Source organism: Salinibaculum rarum, from assembly GCF_030505615.1.
GTDB lineage: Archaea > Halobacteriota > Halobacteria > Halobacteriales > Haloarculaceae > Salinibaculum > Salinibaculum rarum.
On sequence record NZ_CP129992.1, the window covers coordinates 1,583,985 to 1,604,874 of the forward strand.

The following is a 20,890-nucleotide window of genomic DNA, read 5'->3' on the forward strand; positions in this document are numbered from 1 at the left end:
ATCAGGGTTCGAGTTCGACGCCGGCACCGTCTATCCGTTCCATCACTTCCTCGGAGTCGGCGTAGTACTTGTTGACCATCGCGGTAAACCGCCGGTAGTCGGTGATGTCCTCGTCTTGCAGGTACTCGAGGAATCGCCGCCGGTTCTTGAGTTCGCGTAGCAACTCGGACTGGCTCCAGCCCCGCTCTTCGCGTATCTCTGCGAGCATCTCGGAGTTCGACTCGCTGAATGTGTCCGCCGTGGCGTTCCAGTTGTAGGTGTTCGAGTAGTCCAGTTCGCCCGTCCGCTGGTCGATGCCTTCGATTTCCGCAAGCGTCTTGGCACGACGCACCCGCTCGCCCTGCGAGCGCGCGAGCACCTGCACACAGAGGACGTCGAGCGAGGTGACCATCGGTCGCGGGACGTTGATGGGTTCGTTTTCGAGGCGGTTGATGACCGTCTGTACCGAGTCGGCGTGCATCGTCGAGAAGGTCGTGTGCCCGGTGTTCATCGCCTGGAAGAGCGTGATTGCCTCCTCGCCACGGACCTCGCCGACGATGATGAACTCGGGGCGGTGACGCAGTGCAGAGCGCAGCAGGTCGTACATCGTGATGTCGCCGTCGCCCATCCGCTCGCGGGTGACCGACGAGAGCCAGTTGTCGTGATACAGCGAGAGTTCCCGGGTATCTTCGATGGTCAACACCTTCGAGCGGGGCGGGATGAACATCGAGACGGCGTTCATCGAGGTGGTCTTCCCGGCCGCAGTCCCGCCGGCAAAGAGCAGCGACCTGTTTGACTCGATGGCCAGCCACAGATACGCGAGCTGTCGGACCTCGAAGGTCCCGTAGTTCAGCAGGTCTATCGGCGTGAACGGTTCCTCGGCGTACTTTCGGATGGTGAAGGCGGACCCTTTCGGCGTGACTTCCTCGCCGAGTGCGAGTTCGATACGCGACCCGTCGGGGAGCGTCGTCGAGAGGACGGGGTCAGAGACGGAGATGTGTCGGCCCGAACGCTGTGCAAGCTGAATAACGAAGTTGCTCAGCTCCTCGGTGTCGTAGACGACGTTGGTCTCGATGTCGGTGTACCCGTCGTGGTAGACGAAGACTGGCAGCCCCGGCCCGTCACAGGAGATGTCCTCGATGTGCGGGTCGTACATCAGCGGGTCGAGCTTGCCATAGCCCTGGAACGACCGGTAGAGATAGTAGAAGAGCCGGTAGAACGTTTCCTCCTCGATGGCGACACCGTACTCTTCGAGGCGCTCGCGCAACTCGTCGCGCAGAGCCGCCTCGGGGTCGTCGTCGATGTCCTCGCGGTACAGGAGTGGGTCGCGAACGTCCTCGTAGAGCCGGTCGAGCAGGCGCTGTTCGAGCTCCGAGAGCTCCGGCTCGACGACGTGGTAGCGGTGTTCCTGCGCTTCGGGGTCGAAGTTGATAGAGACGAACGCGAAGGGCGCGTCGACCCAGTACCGCTCGATTTCCTCGTAGCCGTCGAGCCCGTCGAAATCGACCAGCCGACCGTGTCGTTTCGGGTCGTAGTCGGTGACTTCGATAGCCGACCCGGTCAGGAGACGGCTCGTCCGGGCCAGCCACTCCCGGATGTCGCCCAGCGAACCTGCGCCGTCGTCGGTAGCCTCGGTGACTGTCGCGTCTGTACTGGCCTCCGTTGTCGGGACAGTCGACTCGTCGGCTTCGTCACTGGAGAGCCACTCGGACAGCGGCGAATCCCCGTCGTCTCCAGTCTCTGGTCCTGACATTGTTCCGTAGAGTGCCCAACCCTGCAATCCGCACGCGGTTAGAGGATGCTTACGCGGCCAGGTACTTAAATTCGGACTACCCCGGTCCGGTCAGGCCCGTTCTGCACGGAGCAAACTCACACCCAGTCCGAGCTGGAGGATAGTGCCGACTGGAACCGTCGTTCCTGCCTGTTCGGAAAACAGCAGGCCGCTGGCGAGGAGTAACACCGCACCGCTGGTGACGAGCAGCCCGCCCAGCGTCCGGACGGGGTCGAGCCGCCACGACTCGACGTGGGCCTCGTCGAGGTAGTAGGCGACACTCAGCACGAACGCTAACGCGAACACGGCCGTGCCGACTAGCCAGACGTAACTGGCGACGGTTTCGCCCTGCGAGGCCACGAAGCCGGGGACTTCCCAGACCCAGTTCCAGGGCGAGCCGGCGCGCTCGACTGCGCCGGAGACGTAGAGAACGCGGCCGGGCAGGAATCGGAGCCAGACTGCGGTGACCAGTCCGGCAGAGCCAAACGACTCCCGGAACACGGACACAGACCAGGGAAGCAGCGCGCACAGCCACGTCGAGAGGACCGCGACTTCCCCTGCGTACTCCGATTTGACCCACATACCTACTTCCGGACACCCCCGGTGGTAAAAGGTGTCGCCTCGCGTTGTCACTCCCTGTGTTCCGGTGGCGGCGTTACGTTCATTGCCCCGCGAGCCATATTAGGGGACACCCGATGAGGCGCGACCACTTCACCCTCTCCGCGGAACATCTCGACGGGCAGTCAGACGACGAACCGACCCTCGTCGTGAGCTACAGCGGCCCGCCAGGCACACTCACAGCGCGCCTCGAAGCCGAGACGGGCACACCGCCCAGTGGCGACGACGTCGACGCTTCGTTCAGGCTCCTCCCCGACGACGACGGCGCGGACGGGGCTGGCGTGTTCGGCATGAGCCGCCGGCTCACCGGCGATTTCGTGCTGGAAGCGAACGCAAACGCCGAGGACATCTTCGCGCTCGTCGACGCGGCCCGCGAGGCCGACGAGACGGCCTATCGGATTCGCCTCGAGCGACCCGGCGCCGAACCGCTCGTACTGGATATGGAGGCGTTGCTCGTCTACGACGATGGAGGGAGTCTGCTCCGCCAGCAGAGTCTCATTCCGAGTGGCGTCGAACTCTAGTTTCGATGGCCGGAAGCGCCGTCGTCACGTCGGCTCTGATATCGTAGTCTGCGTTTTTCGAGAGTCCGGTCTCGTCGAGATTGACGATTCCGACAGTCGCACCGCGACTGGCCGCCACACGCGGGAGCGACGCCGCAGGTTCGACCGTCAGTGACGACCCGACAGCGAGGAACACGTCCGCGTCGCGGGCGTGGTGCTGTGCCTGCTGGAGCGGTCCGTCCGGCATCGGCTGGCCGAACAGCACCACGTCCGGCTTCAACGGGCCATCGCAGTCCGCACACCGTGGCGGTAACTCACCATCGCGGGCGCGCTCGTAGACCGGTCCCGCTTCGAGGCGTCGGCCGCAGGTGTCACAGACTGCCCGCTGGGCGTTGCCGTGGAGTTCGAGGACGGCCTCGGAACCGGCGGCTTCGTGCAATCCGTCGACGTTCTGGGTAATCAGGCCATCCAGCGTCCCCCTGGCCTGGAGGTCGGCGAGCGCGTCGTGGGCGGCGTTTGGCTCGATGTCGTCGCCGTACATCCGGTCGTGGAGGTCGATGCGGTCGCGCCAGAATTCACCGGGGTCGGACTGAAAGCGGGTGTACTGGAAGTCGGCGGGGTCGAACTCGTTGCCCCAGATGCCGTCCTCGCCGCGAAACGATGGGAGTCCCGACGCCGTACTGACGCCTGCACCCGTGAGCGCGACGACGTGGTCCGCCGTCGCGATGTCCGCAGCGAGTGCGTCGATGTCGTCGGTCGGCAGCGAGGAGTCTGTCATAGTCGAGAGTGGACTACCGAGGCCGAAAAACCCCTCGCTGGACCACGGCCAGTCGTTCGTCGTCGGTTGGGTTCCGGTGTGCAGTGCCCAGCGTGTTCGTGGGTCCCCACTGCCGGGCGTGTGGGTCTCTGTTCAGCTGTGCCCTTACTGGTCGTCGGGTCCTTCGATTCGTGTCTTGAGATTCGCCAGCAGCGTGTCGACCTCGCGTTCGTTGTACCGCCGGACAAACGGTTCGGCGACGCGTGCCAGTACCGTGCCCGGAATCTCGTAGTCGCCGGTGTAGGTGACGCGACTGCCGCCGTCGTCGGGTTCGATTTCGATGTCGACTTCGCCGTTTAGCTGGCCGGACATCTCGAATGTCATCCGTCGGTCTGGGTCGTGAACGGTCTGGACGAGCTCGCCGGCGAGTTTCACGCCGGCAATCGAGTAGGTAAACTCGAGTTGCTTGCCGCCCGATTCGAGTGGTTCGACGTTCGTCGCGTCGACGAGACTCGGCGTCACCTCGACGTGGCCCTGTGGGTCGTCGAGAAACGCGAAGACGGACTCTGGGTCGGCGTCGACGTGGATGGACTTGGAGACAGCGACCATACAGGGTCTACGTCAGGTGTCGAAAAATATCTCTCGCTCGCATGCCACTACCGCCCGCTCGCGAGCGGCAAATGAACGGGTTTTAAGCGCGTGCCTGTCTCGACATTGGGACGTATGAGACTCCACGAGTATCAGGCCAAGCAGGTCTTCGCCGATGCTGGTATCCCGACACCGGCGTCGGAACTGGCGTCGACGGTCGACGAGGCCGTCGCGGCAGCCGAAGAGATTGGCTACCCCTGTGCAATCAAGGCACAGGTACACGTCGGCGGACGTGGCAAAGCTGGCGGTATCAAACTTGTCGACGACAAAGCAGAGGCTCAGGAGGCCGCCGAGAGCATCATCGGCATGGACCTCAAGGGCTACGACGTCGAGACGGTCCTCGTCGAGGAAGCCGTCGACTTCGTCAACGAGCTGTACGTCGGCGTCACGATGGACCGTGGTGAGGGCAAACCCGTCGCCATGGTCTCGACGAAAGGTGGCGTCAACATCGAGGAGGTCGCCGAGGAAGACCCCGACGCCATCGCTCGCGAGCACATCGACCCCGCCTTCGGGATGCACCCGTACCAGGCCCGCAAGGCAGTCTACGACGCTGGCGTCGACCAGTCTATCGCCAGTGACGTCGCCTCAGTTCTCACGACGCTGTACGAACTCTGGGACGACAAGGACGGCAGTGACGCCGAAATCAACCCGCTGATGGTCACGAGCGACGACGAGGTCATCGCGGCCGACGCCGTGATGAACGTCGACGGCGACGCACTCTTCCGACACCCCGACCTCGCGGAGATGGAAGACGAGGCCGCCGACGACGACCTCGAAGCCAAGGCAAACGAGTACGGCTTCGACTACGTCCGACTCGACGGCAACGTCGGCATCATCGGCAACGGTGCCGGGCTCGTGATGACGACGCTGGACCTCGTCGACTACTACGGCGGCAAGCCCGCGAACTTCCTCGACATCGGTGGCGGTGCGAAGGCCGAACGCGTCACGAACGCGCTCGATATGGTCTTCTCCGACGAGAACGTCGACGCCGTCGTCTTCAACATCTTCGGCGGTATCACCCGCGGTGACGAAGTCGCGAACGGTATCAACACGGCACTCGAACAGTTCGACGAGATTCCAAAGCCAGTGGTCGTTCGACTCGCTGGCACGAAAGCGGAAGAAGGCATGGAGATTCTGAACACCGACCTCGTCCAGGTAGAGGCAACGCTCGAAGACGCCGTGCAAGCAACTGTCACTCTCGCTGACGAGGAGGTGGAGGAATAATGTCTGTCCTCGTCGACGACGACACCCGAGTCGTCGTGCAGGGTATCACCGGTGGGGAAGGCAAGTTCCACACCGAACAGATGATGGAATACGGCACGAACGTCGTCGCCGGCGCCGTGCCGGGCAAGGGCGGCCAGGAAGTCGCTGGCGTCCCCGTCTACGACACCGTCCAGCGCGCCGCCGAGGAAGAAGACGCCGACGCGTCGGTCGTCTTCGTCCCGCCGGCGTTTGCCGGTGACGCGCTCTTCGAAGCCGTCGACGCCGACGTCGACCTCGTCGTGGCTATCACCGAGGGTATCCCAACCCAGGACGTCAGCCGCGTCTACCGCCGACTCCAGGAGACGGACACCTACATGATCGGCCCGAACTGTCCGGGTATCATCACGCCGGGTGAGGCGAAACTCGGCATCCTGCCGGGCAACATCTTCTCGTCGGGCAACGTCGGTCTCGTCTCCCGCTCGGGGACGCTGACCTATCAGGTCGTCGACAACCTCACCGACCGCGGACTGGGCCAGTCGACCGCCATCGGTATCGGCGGCGACCCCATCATCGGGACGGACTTCATCGACGCACTGGAACTGTTCGAGAACGACCCCGACACCCACGCCATCGCGATGTGTGGCGAAATCGGTGGCGAGGACGAAGAGGAGGCCGCCCGCTACATCGGCGAACACATGGACACGCCGGTCGTCGGCTTCATCGCCGGTCGGACTGCCCCGCCGGGCAAGCGCATGGGTCACGCCGGCGCAATCGTCTCCGGGTCCGGAACCGGGACTGCACAGTCCAAAATCGACGCGCTCGAAGCCAACGGCGCGCCGGTCGGTGACACCCCCGAGGAAGTCGTCGACCACCTCGAAGACCTGCTCTGAAGCGGGCCGTCAGATTTCGTCGTCCGGGTCGTGTTTTTCTGCCATTCGCGCCGCTTCGGCAGCGTACTGCTCGCGCTTTTCCGGGTCAGCGACGCTGCTGCAGTTCGTCGGCGACACGTCGAGTGCCGCTTTCGTCCCCCGCCGGTCGCCGGTGAAACTCGTCAGCGCCCGCTCTTTCCGGAAGGTCCGTTCCCCGTCCGGCGTCGCGTACGTGAGGATGATGAGATTCTGTTCGTCGTCCCCGTAGGTCCGCTCGACGAGCCAGACCCGAATCGTCTCGGCTGTCGTCATACCTGAAGGTACGTGACACACCGTTAGAACTGTCCCGCCAGTTCTCACGTACTGAGACCAGGTAGTCACCTCGTCGGCACTGCAGTCGGGTAGTTTTCAGAATTGCGGCCCGAAACTGAACGGTTCGTTGCAATCCCCGGTTGGGTCTCCAGAATCGGAACCGACCGCGGTGAACGTTCCGGTGCAGTTTTAAGATGAGACAAAGAATATTAACGATATGCCACACACTTGCCGGAACTGCAAGCGAACGTTCGGGTCCGAACTCGAACTCGAACTCCACCAGGACAACTGCTCGGCGGGACAGCTCTTCTGTGACGACTGTGGGGAGCGCTTCGCGGAGCGGGCGGCGACAGAGGACGGCTGGCACTATCGGTGTCCGAACGAGGACTGTGAGGGCAGCGGCATCGGCGAGGACATCCACAAAGTAACAGACGTTCGACTCGAAGTTCCCTGACTCTCTCCGTTCTTAGGCTCTTTCTTCGGTAAGCAACGTTTCGATGTGGCCGAGTGCGCGCGCACAGACAGGTGCGTAGCCGGCCGCGACGACCGACAGTTCGAAGCCGACGCGGCAACCTTCGGGTCGCTCGTCGACGAAGTGGCCGGTCGCCGGAATCCGTGCGACCCGCCAGGTCCAGCGCCGGTCGACACACGAGGTCACCTCGAAGGGCACCCAGAGGCCGCCGGGTACCCGCACCCGCCCGGTCGTTTCACCGTCGATGACGCGACTCGACGACTCGACGGCGCGAACGGATGGGCCCCATTCCGGCCAGCGTTCGGTGTCAGTGAGGAGTTTCCAGGCGGCGTCCGGTGACGCGTCGACCTCTCGTGCGACGACGAGGCGCCGACCGGCCGGCGTCCGTTCGAGTCCGATGTCGGTGCGACACATACTGTCAGGTAGTGGCGGCAGGGTAGTAACGGTGGGGTCTCGGTCCGCACAGCATCCGCCTCGTGGAGCCAAAGTATAGGTTTCTCCACTCGTAACGGGCGAGTAGATGATAGAGGTCAGTGACCTCCGCAAGGAATACGGCGACTTCGCCGCTGTCGAGGGAAGCACGTTCTCCGTCGACCAGGGCGAGGTGTTCGGCATAATCGGTCCGAACGGCGCCGGCAAGACGACGACGCTGAAGATGCTCTCCGGCCTGCTGGAACCGACTTCCGGCGAGGTGTCTGTCGCCGGCTTCGCCACTGACGACACCGAGATGCGAAAGCAACTCGGCTTCCTCCCCGAAGAGTCGCCCCTCTACGAAGAGATGACGCCCCTCTCCTATCTCAAGTTCTTCGCAGACCTCTACGACGTACCGAGCGACACCGCTCAGCGTCGCATCCACGACACGCTCGACGAACTCGACCTCGAACACCGCAATAGACAACTCGGCGACATGTCAAAAGGAATGAAGCGAAAGGTCGCCATCGCGCGCTCGCTCATCAACGACCCCGACGTGCTCGTCTACGACGAACCCGCGTCCGGGCTGGACCCCCTGACGACGAACTACATCATCGAGTTCACCGAGCGACTGGCCAACGAGGGCAAGACCATCGTCTTCTCTGCACACAACCTCTTTCACGTCGAGTCGATCTGTGACCGTGTGGCCATCATGAACGAGGGCGAAATCGTCGCCAAGGGCGACCTCGACCAGCTCCAGGACGAGTACGGCGAGACGGAGTATCACGTCTATACGACCGTGGAGGTCCCCGACAGCGTGCAGAAAAACGGCAATTACCGGCGCGTCGTCGCGTCGATGGACGCCGTCGAGAAAACCCGGACTGCGGCCGAGGATGCGGGCGGACAGGTCGTCGACATCCGAACCAAAGAGTCGAGTCTGGAGGAGGTGTTCCTGAACGTCGCCGAGTCCGGACGACGGGCGGGGTCGGAGGTCTGAGGCGTGCGACTACGGAAACTCCTCCGCATCGCTCGCTGGGAGGTCACGAAAAACGCCGGTGGTGTCGACAAACGCACCATCGCTATCGCTGCCCTCGCCATCGCGCTCATCGGCGTGTTCGCGCCCGTCGTCGCCGGACAGGGGGCGGTCCTCGACGAGGGGCTCTATCGGGTCAGCATCTCCGAGGACAGCCCATACTACGACGCCGTCGCGGACGACGGGACGTTCGTCATCCGGCCCGACGCCACGACGGCCGACCTCGGTAAGTCGGTCGAACTGGTCATCGACGGCAGACGGATTGTGCGCGCAGACTCTCCCAAAGGACGGGCCGCCACAGAGGAGTTGCGGGCGACAGTCCAGCGGTACAACAGCGAACAGCTCCGCAAGGAGGGCAATCAGACCGCAGCCTTCCCTGTCTCCGTCTCGCTTGAGTATCGTGACCAGGCGAACGTCGGCAGCAGCTACGGCGTCGACACCGGCGGGACAGACGGGCAAACCGACACTCCCGACGGGACCGACGGCGGGACCGACAACACCACCAGTGACGGCCCGACCGACGGGACCGACGGGACCGACGGGACCGACACGAACGACAGCGAAACCGCGGGAGCGCCAGACGGCAACGGCACGGGGAGCGGTCCCGGGGCTGTCGACGGTGACCCGGCCGACTCGGGTGGCGGCCTCGGTGGCTTTGGTTCGTCGCTGTCGGGTGATTCGACCAGCGTCGACTCGCCTTCACAGCTCTCGCCGCCGTTCCCCTTCGGGTCGCTCGTGCTCGCTTTCGTCTTTATCGTCCCGCTGAACTTCCTGATTCAGGCCTACGGGAGCACGATTCTCTCGGAGCGGCTGAACCGGCGCGGTGAACTGTTGCTGGTGTCGCCGGTGTCGCGGTTCGACATCATCGGCGGGAAGACACTGCCGTACTTCGTGGCAGCGATGGGAATCGAGGCGGTCATCGCCATCGGCGTCACCTACATCTCGACGGGAACGCTGGGCGGTATCGTCTCGATTGCAGCGGTCGTGCCCCTCGTCTTGCTCTTTCTCGCGTCGACGTTCATCGGCGCGATGTTCGCCCGGTCGTTCAAAGAGTTGACCTTCGTCACCGTCACCATCACCGTCGGACTGACAAGCTACGCCTTCGTGCCCGCAATCTTCACCGACGTGACGCCGATTGCGCTCATCTCGCCGCTGACCGTCGTCGTCCGTGACTTGCAGGGCCAGGCGGTCGGCCTCTCGCAGTTCCTCTTTTCGGTGACGCCGCCGCTCCTGTCGGCGCTCGTGTTGTTCGGCCTCGGAGCCGGGCTCTACCGGGAGGAAGACATGTTCGCCCAGCGGTCGATTCCGCTGAAAGTGCTCGACGCACTCGCCGGCCGGATTCGAAAGGCTCGCGACGTCGCCTTCGTCGTCGCTATCCTCCTGCCTTTCGTCTTCGTCCTCCAGTTGCTTGCTATCGCGATTCTGTTCGCACTGGGTGAGGTTTCGATTCCGCTCATCCTCGTCGTCGTCGCCGTCGTCGAGGAGGTGGCAAAGAGCCTGCCAATCTACGCCGCCTACGCGCATCGGCGGTTCGAAGCGACGACGGCAACGGCCCTGCTGCTCGGACTCATGAGCGGCCTCGGCTTTTTCGTCGGCGAAAAGCTCACCCACGTCGCACAACTGGTCGGCCTACCGGAACTCGAAATCGGGCAGGCTGCGCTCCAGATTACGCCGGCCGACGCCGGGATACCCATCTTGCTTGGACTGTTCTTCCTGCCGCTTGTGTTACACACGGTGACCGCGGCAATCTCGGCCGTTGGTGCGAGCCGCGGCAGACGGTCCTACGCCGTCGCGCTGGGGGCGGCGATGGTGATTCACTTCGCCTACAATTTCGTGGTGGTGATGTCCCTTGTCTGACTCCGACCGCGGCCTGTTAGGCGGCGCCAGAGCGACGATTGCACGGCGAGAGATTTCCTCGCTCTCTCGGGAGAAGACCATCGTTCTCGCCTTGCTCATCCAGTTGTTTATCGCTGCGTTTTCGTCGTTTCTCGTCGTCGGTCTCACGTCGCTGTACGACCCCAGTTCCGTCGAAGGCGAAGGCGTCCGCATCGGTGTCTCCGGCGAGTACCAGGACGAACTGGTCAGTGCCGCAGCCCAGACCGAGGGCGTCCAACCGGTGCGGTTTGACTCCCGTGAGAGCGCACTGGAAGGGTTCAACAACGGGCAGGTCAACGCCATCGTGGCCGCAGAACGCTCGCCAGAGGCAAACGGGAGTCGCATCGCTGTGACTGCAATCGCACCCGAGGAGAACATCCGGACGACGCTTATCATCGTCCAGTTGCGCGAGATGCTGACCGAACTCGAACGCACGGAGCGCCAGCAGCGACAGGTCTACCTGGACTACCGGCCCGTCGAACCGCCGGCTGATGCCGATTCGAGCCCGTACTTCGGGTTCACGTACACCGTGTTGATTCCGCTGCTCCTCTTTCTCCCGCCGTTTATCAGCGGCTCTATCTCCGTCGACGCCATCACGGAGGAAATCGAGCGGGGGACACTGGAGTTGCTGCGGGTGGCACCGGTGTCGCTGGTCGACATCGTCGACGGGAAGGCACTCGGGATGATTCTGCTCGCACCGCTCCAGGCGCTGCTCTGGATTGTGCTGTTGAGTTTCAACAACATCGCCGTCCAGAACGTCGTGCCACTCCTAGTGTTCGTGACGGCAATCGCGACAATCGTCGTTGCCGTCGGCACGTTGCTCGGACTGATTACCGCCCGCCGTCGGCAGGCCCAGTTGCTCTATTCGGTGCTGGTCATCCTGCTTTTCGGCGCGGCAATCGTCCTGCCGGAGCATCCGGCTACCACCGTCGCCAAACTGGCCGTCGACAGCGCGACGACCGGCACCTACGCCCACGTCGTCGCCTTCAGCGCCGTCGCCGTCGGCGTCTACGCACTGGCGCGCCGGTATGCCGGCAGCATCGACGCCGAATCCTTCTGACCGTTTCCGTCGACCATCGCCGACGGAAGCTTTTCGACGCTGCCGGTCGATTCCACCCCCATGGAGTATACGACGCTTGGTCAGACTGGCATGGAGGTCAGCCGCATCTGTCTTGGCTGTATGAGCTTCGGGACGCCCGACTGGCGCGAGTGGGTCCTTGAGGAAGAGGAGAGCCACCCGGTTATCGACCGTGCCATCGACCTCGGAATCAACTTCTTCGACACCGCGAACATGTACTCGAACGGCGAATCAGAGCGCATCCTCGGAAATGCCCTCGAAGGTAGGAGAGACGAGATGGTCGTCGCCTCGAAAGGCTACTTCCAGATGGACGACGACGACCCGAACTCGGGTGGGCTCTCGCGGAAGACGATAGAACAGGAACTCGACGCCAGCCTCGACCGCCTCGGGATGGACACTATCGACCTCTATCAGATTCACCGCTGGGACTACGATACGCCAATCGAGCAGACGATGCGGGCGCTCGACGACGCCGTCCGTCGCGAGAAAGTCCGGTATCTCGGCGCGAGTTCGATGTGGGCCCACCAGTTTTCGGAGGCGCTTCAGACCAGCGACCGCCTCGGTCTCGACCGGTTCCTGACGATGCAAAACCACTACAACTTGCTCTACCGAGAGGAGGAACGCGAGATGTTACCCTTGTGCGAAAAGGAAGACATCGGCGTGATTCCGTGGAGTCCGCTGGCTCGTGGCTACCTCGCGCGGCCCCACGAGGAGTTCGACGCGACAACGCGTGGAGAGTCCGACGAGTACGCGAAAGAACACCCATACTTCGAGGGCAACGGCCAGGAGATAAACGAGCGCGTGCAGGAACTGGCCGACGAGAAGGGCGCGACGATGGCACAGATTTCGCTTTCGTGGGTCCTGCACAAAGACTGGGTCGACGCTCCCATCGTCGGCACGACGAGCGTCGAACACCTGGAAGCGGCCGTCGAAGCGCTCGACATCTCACTCTCTGAGAGTGACATCGAGTGGCTGGAAGAACCGTATCAGCCGGTGAGTGTCAGCGGTCACGAGTAGTGTTGTCGGTCGGTTCGTTCTGTGATTGCGTTGCTGTGGGTTCTGTTTCGACAGTCAGCGTCGTTGCGCGGGCGACCTCCGTTTGGCCACCGTCGAGGGTAACATGTTCGAGTGTCACCGTCTCCGGACGGTTGTCGAGTCTGACGGCGCCTTCGTAGTCGATTCTGGTCCGACATTCCTCGCACTCCCGTGACCCGGGAACTGCCGCCTCGATGACGATGGTCACTGTCCCGTCGGTTGTCCCGGACCCCGTCAGGAGTTGCCCGGTCGGCTTGGCACAGATTGCGTCGCCGACGACAGTGCCCTCGAGGGAAACGTCTCGGCCGTCAAGCGTGATGCTCCCCGAGTTTGCGACATCTGCGTCGCAGGTCCGACGCGTGGCGCCGAGCTGGTCGAGGTCACCGACGCTGACGCCCGGTGTCTCGGTCGCCTGTCCCCCACAGCCAGCGAGGGCCGCCCCGCCGACCGTCGCGAGAAACGCCCGTCTGTCCATACCGGTCCGTCGGCCCCGGGTCGTAAAAACGCGTGTGGCTTCGACGCGGGTACAGTGGCTACAGACCGCCGGTGTCTTTGACCGACGTTGCAACGTCACTGATTGTCTCGAACTCCTCGTCGCTGTAGGCGATGACCCGTACGTCCGCTAGCGTGTCGGGGTCGTACTCGGCGACGGTTTCACAGATGATGCGCGCACCATCGTCGAGCGCGAACCCTGCGACGCCACAGCCGAGAGCCGGCAGGACGAGCGATTCGGCGCCGAGTTCGTCGGCTCGCTCCAGCGCGTTCTCGGTTGCATCGGCGATACTCGCTGCGGTCGCGTTCCCGTCGCCGTAGTGTGGCATCGCCGCGGCGTGGATGACCCATTCTGCGTCGAGTTCGTAGGCATCCGTCACGGCGACACCGCCAAGGTCGACCGGTCCCTTCGACATGGCTTCGTCGTTGATTGGTCCGTTGGCGCCCCGTCTGAGCGCGCCAGCGACACCGGACCCCATCCGGAGGCTCGTCCCGGCGGCGTTGACGAGGACGTCTGCGGACTGCTGTGCGATGTCACCCTGTACGACCGCGAAGTCCATACGCTCGCTTGGGCGGCCACGCTCAAAATCCCATCCCCGGATAGCGCTGTGAAATCAAACCCTAGCATACTTCGGTGAGGCGGTCCCAGAGTGGCCAATGGCAGCGCCCTCCGATGGACCGAGCGACGAACAGACCGACGAGCAACCAGTTGCTTCAGCGACCCAGCAGGGGACAGACGGACGTGAACAGTCGTCTGCTGACGTCTCGAAATACACGACTGACCGGCGGACGCTGACCCCGAGCGTGCAACTCATCTGGGCAGTGCGAACCCTCGTGGGAATCGCCATCCTGGGCGTGATCGCGGGGTTCGTGGCCACCCGGTTCGACGTCGACCGCGTGTTCGTCATCGGGGGCACTATCGTGCTGGCACTCATCGCGCTCGTGTGGGTTCACCTGCGCTATCGCATCTGGTCGTACCGGGTCCGCGAAGACGCACTCTACCTGGAGCGTGGCGTCGTTACGACCGTCAAGACCGTCGCACCACACGTCCGAATCCAGCACGTCGACACCCAGCGTGGCCCGCTCGAACGGGCGCTGGGTCTCTCGACGCTCGTCGTCTACACGGCCGGGTCGCGGGGTGCAGACGTGGCAATCCCGGGCCTCCGGACGGACGTCGCGACGGACCTCCAGCGGCGAGTCAAAGAACTGGCAATCGAGTCGGAGGGTGGTGACGCGCTGTGAAACTCGACAGGCGGACCATCCCGTACCGGATTCTCGCGAACGGGCTCCAGATTGTCGGCCTCATCATCTTCAGCGTCGTCACCTCGGCATCGAGTGGCGGCAGCATCCTGAGCAGGGTCGGCCTGGTGGCTGTCCTGGTCGTCCTCGGTATCGGTCTCGGGGTCGGATGGGAAATCGCCCGGTTTCGCCGCATCGACTACGAACTGACCGCCGACACCTTCGACCTGAACTCGGGGGTGCTCTCCCGGCGCGAGCGGGAGATTCCCTATCACCGCATCCAGAACGTCGACATCGGCCAGAACATCGTCCAGCGTGCCTTCGGTATCGCGGAAGTGAGCCTCGAAACAGCCGGCGGTGGTTCGACGGAAGCCCAGTTGCGATACGTCAGCCGCGAAGAGGCAGACCGCTTGCAGGACGAACTCAGCCGGCGCAAACGGGGGGCCGACGCGACCGCAGAGGGTGAGAGCGAAGCCACAGCAGAGGTCGGGGAGACACTGTTCGAACTCAGCGACCGCGAACACCTCGTTCTCGGGATGGTGTCTGCGGACTTCCGGTTTCTGGGTGCGCTGTCAGTTCTCGCCCCGATTCTCGCGCCCCAGTTGGCTGGCGCAATCGCGCCCGAGGCCGACCTCCTGTTGCTCTTTGGCCCGGCTATCGCGCTGGCCGGCCTCGTCGCGTTCTGGGTCCTGAGTGGCTTCCTGCAGATTCTGCGCTACTACGATTTCGAGTTGACCCGCCGCGGCGACGAACTGCGCTACGAACGCGGGTTGCTCCAGCGGTACAACGGGACTGTCCCACTCTCGAAAATCCAGACCGTCTCGGTACAGGAGAACGTCCTCGCGCGACTCCTGGGATATGCGTCGGTCGTCATCCAGACGGCCGGCTACGCCCCCGGACAGGACGGGTCGCAAGTCGAGTCCGCGGTCCCGATAGCCAAGCGCGACCGCGCGTTCTCGCTTGCTCGCGCCGTCGAACCCTTTGGCGAGGTCACCTTCGAGCGCCCTCCGACGCGAGCACGAACGCGCTACGCTGCCCGATACACCATCGGTCTCGCCGTCCTCGTCGGGGTATTGTGGCTGGTAAACGCCATCACTGGGCTGTTGCCGCTGTGGTATACACCGCTGGTCGCGCTCGTCCTCGTACCGGTCGCCGCCCACCTCAAGTGGAAACACCTGGGATACTACACCGACGGTGAGCACGTCGTCACCAGACGCGGGTTCTGGCGCCGACAGACTATCGTCGTCCCCTACGACCGCGTTCAGGTCGTGTTCAGCAGCCAGACCGTCTTCCAGCGTCGCCGTCGGCTCGGAACGCTCACCATCGACACGGCCGGCGGTGGTGGGTTCGCGAGCGGCGACGCCGTCGCACTGGACATCGACAAAACCGTCGCGGAGTCGCTCCGAGAAGATGTCGCCGGGAACCTCCAGCGAGCGCTGCGGACCCAGTAGTTCTTTTTCGGTGTCGGCGATACTGTTTTCCCGCTGTGGGGTGCCGTGGTGAGGTATGGACAGCGGTAACAGCGCACTCCGTGGGGCCGGCCTGGTCGCAGTCGTGCTGACGATGGGGACAATTCTGGTAGCGACGGTCGTCTCACCGGCGTTCGCGTGGCGTCAAAATGCGCTTTCGAATCTCGGCGTGGTTGAGACAGCGGCGGGGACAGGCCTCACCGTGGTCCTGTTCAACGGCGGGTTGATACTCGGTGGCGTTGTCGGGCTCGCCTTTGCCGTCGCGCTGACCCGCTCCGCGCAGTCTCTTGCCGGCCGCGCGACTGCGCTCAGTTTCGGTCTCACCGTCGTTTTCATGGCGCTCGTCGGGGTCTTTCCGCAGGATACGGCACCGCACTTCCCCGTCGCACTTGGCTTTTACCTGCTCGTCTCGGTGACGCTGTGGCTGGACGGGCTGACCGCACTCGGAACGCACTGGCGCCAGCGTGGCCTCGTCGCGATAACATTCGGGACGGGTAATCTCGTTGGCTGGCTGGTGTGGGGCCTGACTGGCTCGCCGACGCGTGCCGGCCTCGCGATTCCCGAACTCTGGGGTGCACTGCTCTTCTCGGTGTGGACCGGCTGGGTGTCGGTCGGTCTCGTCCGTGGACGCTGGTCGGGAACGGGCCACGCTGGGGCCGGACTATAAGACAGTGGGCGACGATACATCTCTCGAATGCCAGCAGTTGAGACGACGGGCCTGACAAAGCGGTACGGCGACGTGGTTGCGCTCTCTGACCTCTCGCTTTCTGTCGCCGATGGCGAACTGTTCGGCCTGCTCGGGCCGAACGGGTCGGGAAAGACGACCACTATCGAGATTCTGACCGGCCAGCGGGAACCGACCGCGGGGACGGCGTCGGTTCTCGGCAAGGACCCGGTAACGGACCCGCTTTCGGTCCGCGAATCTATCGGTATCCTGCCCGAGCGCGAGGACCCGCCGAGTTTCCTCACGCCCCGCGAGTACCTCCAGTTTGTCGGCGACGTCCGGGAAATCGAGGACATCGACGACTGCATCGAGCGGTGGGCACGGAAACTGGAGTTCCAGGGCATCCTCGATACCATCTCGGGAGACCTCTCGGAAGGAGAGCGCCAGCGTGTGATGCTCTCGCAGGCGTTTCTCCACGAACCGGCGCTCGTCTTCATCGACGAACCGCTCGTGAACCTGGACCCACTGATGCAAGAGGAAGTCAAGACCCACCTCAAAGAGTACTGTGCCGACGGGAACACCCTCTTTCTCTCGACGCATTTCATGGCTGTCGCCGAGCAACTGTGTACGCAGGTCGGTATCATCGCCGACGGGGAACTCGTCACACAGCAGGACCTCAGCGATTTCGAGGAGGGCGAGTTACTGGATACGTTCGTCGACGAAGTTGGAGGGAGCGCCGGAACGCCGGGCCCGCCGGTCGGGGTGACCGACGAATGACCTGCTTTTGTCCTCTTTCCTTTGAGGGAAATGGCCAGTAACACCTCGCTGTTCCGGTGGATGCTGCTCGAAGAGTATCGGCTCCATACGAAACTGTTCGGATCGACACGGTTTCTCGCCTTCCCGGTGTTCGTGGCGGCCATCGTCGGCGGTGGCGTCTACCTGCTCTCGCTGACGGGGACGTCGATGGGGGCCGTGGTCGCGGGATTGCACGCACTCGTCGTCTTCTTCGGGCTTCAGGTGGGGACGCTCGGACTCGTCGGCCGGGACGCGATGCGGGACGTGCTGGGAGACGTGACGCTGCTCGTGTTCTCCGCACGAACACTCCCCGTCTCGTGGGGGCGACTGCTCGCGACCTTCCTGGTGAAAGACCTGGTGTACTACGCCGCGTTTTTCCTGACGCCGCTGGTGGTCGGGTTCGTTCCAGTCGCGCTCGCTGGCGGACTCTCTCTCGGGCAGGTGGCGCTGCTCTGGGTGACGTTGCTGGGGACGTTCGCACTCGGTGCCGCAGGGAGTCTCGCGCTCGTCGGCCTGGGAACGCGAAACAGGGTCGCGCTCGTCGTAGTCGTCGTCGCGCTGGCACTGCTGGCGCTCTTTCGTACTGGTGACCTCGTCGCAGTGACGCCCTATGCAGTCTATCTCGACCCGTCGCCGGCGACTGCGGTGCTGGCACTCGGTCCGCTGGTGGTGGCTGCGGCGCTTGGACCACTGCTTTTCAAACCGGCGTCGGGTGGGTCGACACGGCGCGTTCGGACCGACCGCTATCGGGAACTTCAGCGGCTTCCGGGAATCGACGGGCTAACCGCGCGCCCGCTGTTGGAGGTGACGCGGTCAAGCGGGTCGGTCTGGAAAGTCGTCTTCTCGCTGGGCGTCCTCTTTGGCGTCGCTGCGCTGTTGCTCGACCGGGTGGCCGTGGCGACCGGCATCGACCCCTCCGCTGGGGTGGCGTTTGGCACGCTGCTCGGACTCGGGAGTTTCACGACGTTCAACTGGGTGACGCAGTTCGACGACCCACAGGGGTATCTCCGCTACCCGACCGGGATGGACGCCGTCTTCGGGGCGAAGTTCCGGGCACACCTCGCCTTTGCAGTCCCGACCGGACTGGCCTATCTTGCGCTCGCCGCCGTCTGGTATCCCGTGGTCGAGTTGCTGGTCGGGGTGGTCGTCTTCCCGCTGGTGTCGGTGTACGTCTTCGGGTTGACTGCGTATCTGACCGGGCTGTCTGCGAACGAACTGCTCTTCGATACGCCACTGTTTGCGGCCTTCGGTGCGGGGATGGCGCTGCTCGCTGTCCCGTTGCTCGTCGCGTCGCTTGCCGCTGGTGCCGCTCCACAGCTCGCACTCGGCGGGGCAGTCGCACTGTCAGCGGTGGCTGCCCTCGTCGGATACGCGCTCGTCGGCCGTGCAGGCCCGCGGTGGGACGAGAAAATGCGAACCGGTGAGTGAGCGGTTCAGAACTCCGGTGAGTCGACTGTTGGAATTGCCTATGTCTGGTCGCTGACTATCACCGACAGCGATTGTGGCGGAGTCTGATTCGACGTAGCAATGGGTTTACGTTGTACTATAACGCAAACGACAGCAACGACCGGCGGGATTATGTCCGTCCCGGCCGACCTGCAGGTGATGGGAATCAATGGAGCGGTCGTGGACCTCGATGGAACGGTCTATCGCGGCGGGACGGTGCTGGACGGTGCGAGCGACGGTGTCGAGCGGCTTCGCTCGGCCGGCCTGTCGCTGCTCTTTTTCTCGAACAATCCGACCAGAGACGGCAGTCGGTACGTAGACCACCTCGCCAATCTCGGCGTGGACGCAAAGCCGGGTGAAGCCTGCTCTTCGGGCGACGTCACGACCCGATACCTTCGTCGGAATCACGCCGACGAGGAGGTGTTGTTCGTCGGCTCCGACGGTCTCCGCGAGCAACTGGTTGCTGCGGACCTATCGCTGACTGAGGACCCCGGGGCCGCCGACGTGTTGCTCGGCTCGTGGACGCCGTCCTTCGGGTACCAGGACATGAACGCCGCCCTCCAGGCTGTCGACGAGGAGACGACGTTTCTCGGCACGGACCCCGACCGGACGTTTCCGCGGGAAAATGGCGGTCTCGAACCCGGGTCGGGCGCGATTATCGAGTCGCTCGCTGCGACGGTCGGCCAGGCCCCTGACGCAATACTGGGCAAGCCCTCCGACCCGGCACTGTCGTTTGCGACCGACCGCCTCGGCGTCCCCGCCGGCGAGTGTCTGATAATCGGCGACCGACTCGACACCGACCTCGCGATGGGTGCCGGTGCTGGGATGACGACGGTGCTGGTCCTGACTGGCGTGACAGACCGCGCGGACGTCGCTGACAGCGAGGGACAGCCCGACTACATCGTCGACAGCCTCGGCGACATCGACGATGTGCTGGCGGCCATCGTCGACTAGAGAGGTGCTCGCGTCCTGTCTGATTTGTGACCTGATTGTCAACGCTCATAGACACTTTTGCTTGTGTGGGTCGTTAGCTAGTTCCGCGCATACAGCGCGTGATACCCATGGGTAAGGACATCCTGATGATTGTCGGCGACTTCGGAGAGGATTTGGAGATAATGGTACCGTTTCAGGCCCTTCAGATGGTCGGCCACGACGTCGACGCGGTCTGTCCGGACCGCGAGGCCGGGGAGGTCTGCAAGACAGCGATTCACGATTTCAGAGGCGACCAGACGTACCTCGAAGAGCGCGGCCACGACTTCGAGTTGAACGCGACGATGGCGGAGATAGACCCCGAAGACTACGACGCACTGGTCGTTCCGGGCGGGCGCGCACCGGAGTATCTGCGCACCTACGACGCCGTCATCGACGCGGTCCAGCACTTCTTCGAGGCCGACAAACCGGTCGCCTCTATCTGTCACGGCCCACAGATTCTGGCTGCCGCCGGCGTCCTCGACGGATACGAGATGACGTCGTACCCTGCTGTCCAGGCCGAGTGTGAGGCCGCTGGCTGTTCGTGGGTCGACGGCGTCGTCCGCGACGGGAATCTTGTCACCGGACAGGCCTGGCCGGACCATTCCGAATGGCTCGCGGAGTTTCTCGACTTGCTTGGGACGGACATCGAACACGGCGCAGTCGCTGCGGCCGACGACTGAGATACGCCGTCGGCCAGCGAATAAACTTCAAACAACCTGCAGTGTTTCTTAATCCGGTTGGTTTTTAGTACGTTCCCGTCGACAATCCTATATGGTCGACAAAGAAGACCTGCGAGAGCAGTTCACCGATGCCTTCGAAGGAGCAGACTACCCTATCAACAGCCCGATGGACCTCGTGCCGGCCCTGCCGAGCGGTCCCTCGACGAAGTTCGAGTCGGGTGACTTTTCGATGACAGCGATGGAACTGAACACGAAACTCGGCAGTGGCGAGTTCCCCTACGAGGACGTGGAGTCGTTCGTCGACGACGTGTTGCGCCAGCTCGAAGAGCAGGACCTCGTCTGAGCGTTACGTAACGGATATAAAGGCTGATTCCAAAGTCCCGGTTGCAGTCCCGTGGTGTAGTGGCCAATCATAGTGGCCTTTGGATTGTGGTCGCCCGAACCGGCTGCGAGAAGACAGCCACTGACGGCAGTTCGAATCTGCCCGGGACTATTTTGCGACGAGCAATTCGCGAGTCGCACGTATCCCCGGTAGGTCGAACCAGGGAACGGAGTGACTGCGGTCGAATCTG

General features: G+C 63.6%; 24 protein-coding genes and 1 tRNA gene. 17 read left to right on the forward strand and 8 right to left on the reverse strand.

Translation table 11 applies throughout. The features are described from left to right. Position 1: 1 nt before the first annotated feature. Together QYL91_RS08375 and QYL91_RS08380 are read right to left on the reverse strand one after the other, a co-directional pair. Positions 2 to 1,732 carry a type II/IV secretion system ATPase subunit gene (locus QYL91_RS08375; RefSeq protein ID WP_302080047.1) on the reverse strand — a complete coding sequence of 577 codons (1,731 nt, stop codon included), beginning with the start codon at positions 1,730 to 1,732 and terminating at the stop codon, positions 2 to 4. A 90-nt stretch (positions 1,733 to 1,822) separates the two neighbouring features. Continuing rightward, positions 1,823 to 2,332: a DUF7549 family protein gene (locus QYL91_RS08380; RefSeq protein WP_302080048.1), complete on the reverse strand. Its 510-nt coding sequence runs from the start codon at positions 2,330 to 2,332 to the stop codon at positions 1,823 to 1,825. Between the two features lie 113 nt (positions 2,333 to 2,445). Here QYL91_RS08380 and QYL91_RS08385 point away from each other — a divergent pair, with 113 nt between their 5' ends. Beyond that, positions 2,446 to 2,889, forward strand: a complete 444-nt coding sequence (locus tag QYL91_RS08385; protein ID WP_302080049.1) for a DUF5793 family protein — start codon at positions 2,446 to 2,448, stop codon at positions 2,887 to 2,889. On the opposite strand, the gene QYL91_RS08390 is transcribed toward QYL91_RS08385, so the two are convergent. Next, positions 2,864 to 3,646 carry an SIR2 family NAD-dependent protein deacylase gene (locus QYL91_RS08390; protein WP_302080050.1) on the reverse strand — a complete coding sequence of 261 codons (783 nt, stop codon included), beginning with the start codon at positions 3,644 to 3,646 and terminating at the stop codon, positions 2,864 to 2,866. The genes QYL91_RS08385 and QYL91_RS08390 overlap by 26 nt on opposite strands. Before the next feature lie 144 nt (positions 3,647 to 3,790). Then, complete coding sequence (locus tag QYL91_RS08395; RefSeq protein WP_302080051.1) at positions 3,791 to 4,234, reverse strand: SRPBCC family protein; 444 nt, start codon at positions 4,232 to 4,234, stop codon at positions 3,791 to 3,793. A gap of 114 nt (positions 4,235 to 4,348) precedes the next feature. Between QYL91_RS08395 and sucC the strand changes: the two genes are divergently transcribed. Together sucC and sucD are read left to right on the forward strand one after the other, a co-directional pair. Then, the gene (gene sucC / locus QYL91_RS08400) at positions 4,349 to 5,497 is read left to right on the forward strand and encodes an ADP-forming succinate--CoA ligase subunit beta (protein WP_302080052.1); all 1,149 of its coding nucleotides are present in this window, start codon (positions 4,349 to 4,351) and stop codon (positions 5,495 to 5,497) included. Further along, on the forward strand, positions 5,497 to 6,366 hold the full coding sequence (gene sucD / locus QYL91_RS08405) for a succinate--CoA ligase subunit alpha (RefSeq protein WP_302080053.1): 870 nt from the start codon (positions 5,497 to 5,499) through the stop codon (positions 6,364 to 6,366). Before sucC ends, sucD begins: the two co-directional genes overlap by 1 nt. 9 nt (positions 6,367 to 6,375) lie before the next feature. On the opposite strand, the gene QYL91_RS08410 is transcribed toward sucD, so the two are convergent. Further along, positions 6,376 to 6,657, reverse strand: a complete 282-nt coding sequence (locus QYL91_RS08410; protein WP_302080054.1) for a DUF7967 family protein — start codon at positions 6,655 to 6,657, stop codon at positions 6,376 to 6,378. Positions 6,658 to 6,874: 217 nt separating this feature from the next. Here QYL91_RS08410 and QYL91_RS08415 point away from each other — a divergent pair, with 217 nt between their 5' ends. After that, complete coding sequence (locus tag QYL91_RS08415) at positions 6,875 to 7,111, forward strand: HVO_2901 family zinc finger protein (protein ID WP_302080055.1); 237 nt, start codon at positions 6,875 to 6,877, stop codon at positions 7,109 to 7,111. Positions 7,112 to 7,123: 12 nt separating this feature from the next. On the opposite strand, the gene QYL91_RS08420 is transcribed toward QYL91_RS08415, so the two are convergent. Continuing rightward, positions 7,124 to 7,543 (reverse strand): SRPBCC family protein, encoded by a 420-nt coding sequence (locus tag QYL91_RS08420; RefSeq protein WP_302080056.1) that lies wholly within the window; start codon positions 7,541 to 7,543, stop codon positions 7,124 to 7,126. A 106-nt stretch (positions 7,544 to 7,649) separates the two neighbouring features. Between QYL91_RS08420 and QYL91_RS08425 the strand changes: the two genes are divergently transcribed. Genes QYL91_RS08425 through QYL91_RS08440 form a run of 4 tightly spaced genes read left to right on the forward strand, consistent with a single transcriptional unit; the run spans position 7,650 to position 12,543 of the window. Continuing rightward, the gene (locus QYL91_RS08425) at positions 7,650 to 8,537 is read left to right on the forward strand and encodes an ABC transporter ATP-binding protein (RefSeq protein WP_302080057.1); all 888 of its coding nucleotides are present in this window, start codon (positions 7,650 to 7,652) and stop codon (positions 8,535 to 8,537) included. 3 nt (positions 8,538 to 8,540) lie between these two features. After that, on the forward strand, positions 8,541 to 10,430 hold the full coding sequence (locus tag QYL91_RS08430; RefSeq protein WP_302080058.1) for an ABC transporter permease: 1,890 nt from the start codon (positions 8,541 to 8,543) through the stop codon (positions 10,428 to 10,430). Further along, positions 10,423 to 11,508: an ABC transporter permease gene (locus QYL91_RS08435; protein WP_302080059.1), complete on the forward strand. Its 1,086-nt coding sequence runs from the start codon at positions 10,423 to 10,425 to the stop codon at positions 11,506 to 11,508. The genes QYL91_RS08430 and QYL91_RS08435 overlap by 8 nt, the downstream gene beginning before the upstream one ends. Positions 11,509 to 11,568: 60 nt before the next feature. Beyond that, the gene (locus QYL91_RS08440) at positions 11,569 to 12,543 is read left to right on the forward strand and encodes an aldo/keto reductase (protein ID WP_302080060.1); all 975 of its coding nucleotides are present in this window, start codon (positions 11,569 to 11,571) and stop codon (positions 12,541 to 12,543) included. Here QYL91_RS08440 and QYL91_RS08445 read toward each other — a convergent pair. Together QYL91_RS08445 and QYL91_RS08450 are read right to left on the reverse strand one after the other, a co-directional pair. Further along, entirely contained in the window at positions 12,527 to 13,036 is a 510-nt protein-coding gene (locus QYL91_RS08445) for a hypothetical protein (RefSeq protein WP_302080061.1), read from the reverse strand. The genes QYL91_RS08440 and QYL91_RS08445 overlap by 17 nt on opposite strands. Before the next feature lie 58 nt (positions 13,037 to 13,094). After that, positions 13,095 to 13,613 (reverse strand): macro domain-containing protein, encoded by a 519-nt coding sequence (locus QYL91_RS08450; RefSeq protein WP_302080062.1) that lies wholly within the window; start codon positions 13,611 to 13,613, stop codon positions 13,095 to 13,097. 97 nt (positions 13,614 to 13,710) lie between these two features. On the opposite strand from QYL91_RS08450, the gene QYL91_RS08455 reads away from it, so the two are divergent. From QYL91_RS08455 to QYL91_RS08495, 9 genes are all read left to right on the forward strand, one after another. Then, on the forward strand, positions 13,711 to 14,295 hold the full coding sequence (locus QYL91_RS08455; protein WP_302080063.1) for a PH domain-containing protein: 585 nt from the start codon (positions 13,711 to 13,713) through the stop codon (positions 14,293 to 14,295). Continuing rightward, the gene (locus tag QYL91_RS08460) at positions 14,292 to 15,743 is read left to right on the forward strand and encodes a PH domain-containing protein (RefSeq protein ID WP_302080064.1); all 1,452 of its coding nucleotides are present in this window, start codon (positions 14,292 to 14,294) and stop codon (positions 15,741 to 15,743) included. The genes QYL91_RS08455 and QYL91_RS08460 overlap by 4 nt, the downstream gene beginning before the upstream one ends. Before the next feature lie 55 nt (positions 15,744 to 15,798). Next, positions 15,799 to 16,428 (forward strand): DUF998 domain-containing protein, encoded by a 630-nt coding sequence (locus tag QYL91_RS08465; RefSeq protein WP_302080065.1) that lies wholly within the window; start codon positions 15,799 to 15,801, stop codon positions 16,426 to 16,428. A 27-nt stretch (positions 16,429 to 16,455) separates the two neighbouring features. Continuing rightward, positions 16,456 to 17,202 (forward strand): ABC transporter ATP-binding protein, encoded by a 747-nt coding sequence (locus QYL91_RS08470; RefSeq protein WP_302080066.1) that lies wholly within the window; start codon positions 16,456 to 16,458, stop codon positions 17,200 to 17,202. Positions 17,203 to 17,232: 30 nt separating this feature from the next. Then, entirely contained in the window at positions 17,233 to 18,648 is a 1,416-nt protein-coding gene (locus QYL91_RS08475; protein WP_302080067.1) for a hypothetical protein, read from the forward strand. A 177-nt stretch (positions 18,649 to 18,825) separates the two neighbouring features. Beyond that, positions 18,826 to 19,620 (forward strand): HAD-IIA family hydrolase, encoded by a 795-nt coding sequence (locus tag QYL91_RS08480; protein ID WP_302080068.1) that lies wholly within the window; start codon positions 18,826 to 18,828, stop codon positions 19,618 to 19,620. A gap of 107 nt (positions 19,621 to 19,727) precedes the next feature. Continuing rightward, a complete protein-coding gene (locus tag QYL91_RS08485; protein ID WP_302080069.1) occupies positions 19,728 to 20,318 on the forward strand; it encodes a DJ-1/PfpI family protein in 591 nt (196 codons plus the stop codon). 91 nt (positions 20,319 to 20,409) lie between these two features. After that, positions 20,410 to 20,661: an MTH865 family protein gene (locus tag QYL91_RS08490; protein WP_302080070.1), complete on the forward strand. Its 252-nt coding sequence runs from the start codon at positions 20,410 to 20,412 to the stop codon at positions 20,659 to 20,661. A 45-nt stretch (positions 20,662 to 20,706) separates the two neighbouring features. Next, positions 20,707 to 20,811, forward strand: a tRNA-Gln gene (locus QYL91_RS08495). The last annotated feature ends 79 nt before the right edge of the window (positions 20,812 to 20,890 follow it).